Here is a 4,856-nt window from a genome sequence, read left to right on the forward strand (position 1 = left end):
GTTGTGTTGGCTGCGGCCATGGCCGCGCCGGTGGCGTCCGCTCAGGACGCCGCTGCTCAGGAGGCATCTGCCTTCTCGCTCTCTGGCTCTGCGCGTGTTCGCTACGAAACCGTGAGCCAGCTCTTCCGCAGCGGTGCCAGCGGTTCTGACCAGATGGTGTCGAGCCGCGTTCGCCTCAAAGCCGAGTATGATGCCGGTCCGGTTATTATCGGCGGTGAGTTTCTGGACGCGCGCGCCTATCTGACCGATAGCGGTTCGGTGATTGCCAATGGCAGCGTCAATGCCGCTGAACTGCTCCAGGCCTATGTCCGCGTTCCGTTCGAGGGCGGCGAGGTGCAGGCCGGCCGGTTCGTGATGAATGTCGGTTCGGGGCGGCTGGCGACCGAACAGGGCTTCCGCAATACGCCGAACAATTTTGAAGGCATTCGCGCGCGCTTTACGCCCATGGCCAACTGGTCAGTCGATGCGTTCTTTACGGCTCCGGTACGCATTGCTCCGGGGGATCGCGCGGCATTGCTCGACAATACGGCCCAGCTGGACGAAGCCGAATGGGGCACGCAGTTCTGGGGCGTCCACGCCATCCGTTCCGGCTTTGCGGGCAATCTGCGCGTCGAGGGCTATCTTTATGGCCTGAACGAGGAAACCGGCACGGACCTCTATACGCCGGGCTTTCGCATTTCGCGGCCTCGCGCACCCGGCGCTTATGACTTCGATGTCGAGCTGATGGCACAGTTTGGTGAGCAGGCTTCCGGTGCAAACACGCTGGACGTGATGGCCTGGTCAGCCTTTGCAGCCGTCGGTTACAGCTTTGAAGGGGCCTGGGCCCCGCGCCTGTCCGGCCAGATTGTCTATGCCAGCGGGGATGACAATCCGGCAGATGCCGACTGGAACCGGTTCAATCCGCTTTTCGGCTCGCGCCGGGGTGATTTCGGTTCGACGGCCCTGTCGCCGACCCATTTCCGCGAGAACGTTCTGGCCTTCGGGCCGCGTCTTGACCTGCGCAACGGGCCGGCGGCGATCTCCCTGCAGGTGCAGGAATCCTACCTGGCGTCCGACACGGATCGCTGGCGCGTGGCCAATCTGCGCGATGCGACGGGCCAGTCCGGCGACCGGATCGGCATGCTCGCCGAGGCGCGCATGAGCTACTGGCTGAGCCCTGACCGGCTTCAGGTCGAAACCGGCGCCATGGTCCTGTTCCGCGGCGAGTTTGCAGAAACCGCCCCCGGCGCGCCGCAAGGCGATGATCCGATCTACGGCTATGTCATGCTGACGGCGCCGTTCTAGCCTGCATCAGGCGCTTCCCGGTCCTGTGAACGGGGCCGGGAAGCCATGCCTGCGTCACGCCCTGCGTCTGCGCCTGCGTGACAGATAGAGGCCCGTCAGGGCCAGCGCGATCAGCGCGGCAATCACGCCCATCATCAAAATGTCGCGCGTCTTGCGCCCGATCGGGTTTGCAAACTGCCATTTATGCAGATTGTCGAAGCTGACCGCTTCGGCGCGCCTGATGACACCCGACCGGGGCGTGCTGGCAATCAGCGCGTCCACCGGGTCTGTGAAGACCGGACCGGAAGCCGTCTCCACCCGCCAGACCGGCAGTCGTTTGTTGGCAAAGCCATAGTCGCCATCAAAGCCAGGTTGCATTTGAGCCGTGTTGCCTGCCGGTTCACCAGCCAGAGCCACCGCCCGCGCTGCATCGTCCATCCCCAGCGACACGCCGCCGCTCGTGAAGTATCGCGCTTCACGGCCTTGCGCCGCACGCCATATCGCGCCGTCGCCGTCTGCACTGGCTGCAAGGTGGGCAAAGCGTCCGTCAGGCAGGTCTGTCAGCGTGGCGACGGCGAAGGGCGCGGCCTCGGGGTAGGCCTCGTCAAACAGGGATGAGCCCGTCCAGGCGTGAAACAGGCCCGAGGCCGGAAAGGCCAGGGCGGGAAGCACAAGCGCCAGGCCCGCATAACGGTGCCAGCGGCGCAGGCCCTTGCCCTTCGCCGTCAGAGTGAGGGTCAGACCTGCCACAACCGTGCCGATGAATATCAGCGTCAGCGCCGCAATCAGCAGGAGGCGCAGCGGTTCGACCGCGTCCAGGAAGGAGAGTGTATGGAGCGTCTGGAACACGCGCAGCATGATCCGGCGTGGCCCATTTGTAACGGCGCCGAGCCGGTCCGAACCGGTATCCACAAAGACGGTCAGCCGGTCGGGCGTGTCGAACATCACCGCCGTCACCGGCAGGAGGCGGTTGATGGCCGGATAATCGATGCTGAATTGCGTGATCTCTTCCACGCTCACCACGCCGGTTTCCGGAAGATCGGCATAGTGCCGGGCCAGCATGATGGCGTGGGCGCGGGCCGCTTCATCGGCCGGCGCGCCGGTCTGAGCGTCGAAAGCCAGACGGGCAGAGGCACTGTCAGTGAGGACCGACCAGTAGGGTCCATCCGGCGAGGGCGCGAGACGGACATGCCGGACGGTTTCGGGGAGGATTGCGAGAGTGGAGGGGGCTGACGCCCCCTCCGTATCGACAACCAGTGCCGGCGGCATCTGGATCGCCGCGCGCGGCGCAGTCCAGCTCATGATCGGATGCAGGAAGCCGGAAAGCCCCCAAACCAGCACCACCAGCACCGCTATCTGGGGTCCAGAGCGGTGGAGCCGCCGTATGTCGGGCCTCATTGCCCGCCCCCGAAGGCGAAGGTCACGCCGGCATAGACGGCGCGCGTCTCGCCGGGGGTGAAGCGGGCGGGGTTGGCCGTTGCCGCATTGGCGACCGTGGATACAGCCGAGACATAGGCCTCGTCGGTCAAATTGCGGCCCTCGATATAGAAGGCGAGGTCCTCATTGACGTTGTAGCGGGCCGAGAGGCCAATAAGCGTATAGCCCGGGAGGCTTTGCGTGTTGGCGTAGTCGGTGAAACCATCGCCATCCTGCCAGGTCACGCTCGGGGCGATCTCAAACGGCCCGTAGCCATAGCGGATCTCGGCAACGAGGCGCTGGCGGCCGACGCCCGGCAGGCGGTTGTCGCCATAGACTGCGTCTCCGTCAAAGCGGAAATCGCCATAGGTATAGGCGAGGCGCGTGCGCCATGAGCCGTTTGCGCCTTCGTGCAGAAGGGCTTCAAGGCCGAGCTCGAAGCCGCGCCGCAGCGTGTCATCGGCATTGAATATGGCGGCCGGGATACCAGGCACGACCGTGAAGGCGGTGAACTCGTTGTCGAGATTGATCTGGTAGACAGCCGCTTCGAACCGGACGCGTTCATAGCTGCCGCGCACACCGATTTCGTAGCTCGTGCCTTCCATGGCCCGGATGGGCGTGAAGCCGGCAATGCCGCCTTGCGTCAGGTCACCGAAGGTCGGGGGCTCGAAAATCTGGCTGATATTGGCAAAGCCGGTGAGGCTTTCATTGATGCGGTAGACAGCGCCCAGACGGCTGGTGAGGTTGGAGAAGCTGGCATCACCGCCAGCAGCGGGCGTCAGGCGGTTGTCCACTTCGCGGCGCGTCGAGGTGTTGACGAGCCCGGCCAGAAGGTCGAGGCGGTCGGTCAGGCTGATGCGGGCATCGATATAGGCGTTGGCGCCCGTACCCGTCTGCAGGGAGTCCCCAATTTTGAAGCCAGCCTGACCGGCATTGTTCAGCAGGACGCGCGCCTCGGTCTCTCCACGGCGAAGGTCGCCGCCAAGCGCGAACTCGACGGGAAGGCCGGCAAGCTGGCTCTGGTGGGTCCAGCGGATGAAGAGACGGTAGTCCTCAAGGTCCTGATCGACAATCACGGGAACCGGGTGCCACAGCGTACGGGCCGTAGCGCTGCCACCGATCGAAACCTGTCCTGCGGAGGTGTTGATATGCGTGACCGTCCATCCGCGCCAGGCGTTGAGGTCGCGCCCGTAACGCAGGTTCACCGCCATCGGGTCGCGCTGGCGCGGATCTGCGCGCAATTGGGCGAGTGTGAGGTTGCCAGGCATGTCCTGATTGATGTCACTGCCAAGCAGGCCGAAGCGGGTTTCGACCGCATCGTTCCAGCGCCAGCCGCCATTGGCGTAAATGCGGCCGTTGGACTGTTCGGCATTCGGGCGGAAGCCGTCCTGGCGCTGCCAGGTGCCAGCCAGCGCAAAGTCAGCCCGGCCTTGGGTCCCGCTGGTGTGCGCGTGGGTGCGTGTCGTGCCGAACGATCCAGCTTCGAGGCGTATCCCTGACCGGTTGTTCAGCGATGCGGCGCTGAGGCCTTCAATCTCGATCGAGCCGCCCAGCATGGTCGAGCCTGTACGGAAGCCATTGGCGCCGCGGTTGACCGCCATGTGGGAGAAGAAGAGCGGGTCGATCTCCTGATAATCGCCAAAGCCGTCCGCATTGTTGATCGGTACGCCGTTGAAGATCAGTTCCACACCGCGCAGGTGCGTATTGTTGGCAAGGCCCGAGCCGCGCACGGAAAGGCGGGAGTCTTCACCGAATTTCGGCTGGGCAACGACGCCTGCGGTGAAGGCCAGCGTGTCGGCAAAACCGATCGCGTAGCGGCTGGCAAAGCTCTCGGCATCTACAAGGGCAATATTGCCCGGCTGACGGGCGATTTCGGCGGCGGCGGCCTCAACTGGTGCGGAGACCCGGTAGCCGGTCACTACGACGCGGTCCTGGATCTCTCCGGCTTCGGTGTTTTCGGCAAAAGCCGGGGCAGACAGAACGGCAGCAGTCATCAGCGCAGCACGGCTGGCGTGCGCAAGATAAAGCGATTTCATGGGGTGTTCCTGAAACTGAAAGGGCAGGGGCACTGGCCCTGCACCGCTTTCAGCGTTTCAGGGTCAGGCGATTTGCGTCATCAACTCAGGATGGGCCGGCGGTGCTCTCGGGCCGGGGCGATAGGCGGCCTCCGCCATGCC

At 64.6% G+C, this 4,856-nt stretch carries 3 protein-coding genes; 1 reads left to right on the forward strand and 2 read right to left on the reverse strand.

The genetic code is table 11. The features are described 5' to 3' along the window. Positions 1-1,284, forward strand: a 1,284-nt coding sequence (locus tag ACTS2Z_RS09725; RefSeq protein ID WP_442573017.1) for an alginate export family protein, incomplete at its 5' end; no start/stop codon positions are given. Between the two features lie 54 nt (positions 1,285-1,338). On the opposite strand, the gene ACTS2Z_RS09730 is transcribed toward ACTS2Z_RS09725, so the two are convergent. Together ACTS2Z_RS09730 and ACTS2Z_RS09735 are read right to left on the reverse strand one after the other, a co-directional pair. Next, positions 1,339-2,661, reverse strand: coding sequence for a PepSY domain-containing protein (locus ACTS2Z_RS09730; RefSeq protein WP_442573018.1), 1,323 nt, complete (start codon positions 2,659-2,661; stop codon positions 1,339-1,341). Next, positions 2,658-4,715 (reverse strand): TonB-dependent receptor family protein, encoded by a 2,058-nt coding sequence (locus tag ACTS2Z_RS09735; protein WP_442573019.1) that lies wholly within the window; start codon positions 4,713-4,715, stop codon positions 2,658-2,660. Before ACTS2Z_RS09735 ends, ACTS2Z_RS09730 begins: the two co-directional genes overlap by 4 nt. Between the last annotated feature and the right edge of the window lie 141 nt (positions 4,716-4,856).

Origin of the sequence: Glycocaulis sp., assembly GCF_052168375.1 — a bacterium.
Lineage (GTDB): Bacteria > Pseudomonadota > Alphaproteobacteria > Caulobacterales > Maricaulaceae > Glycocaulis.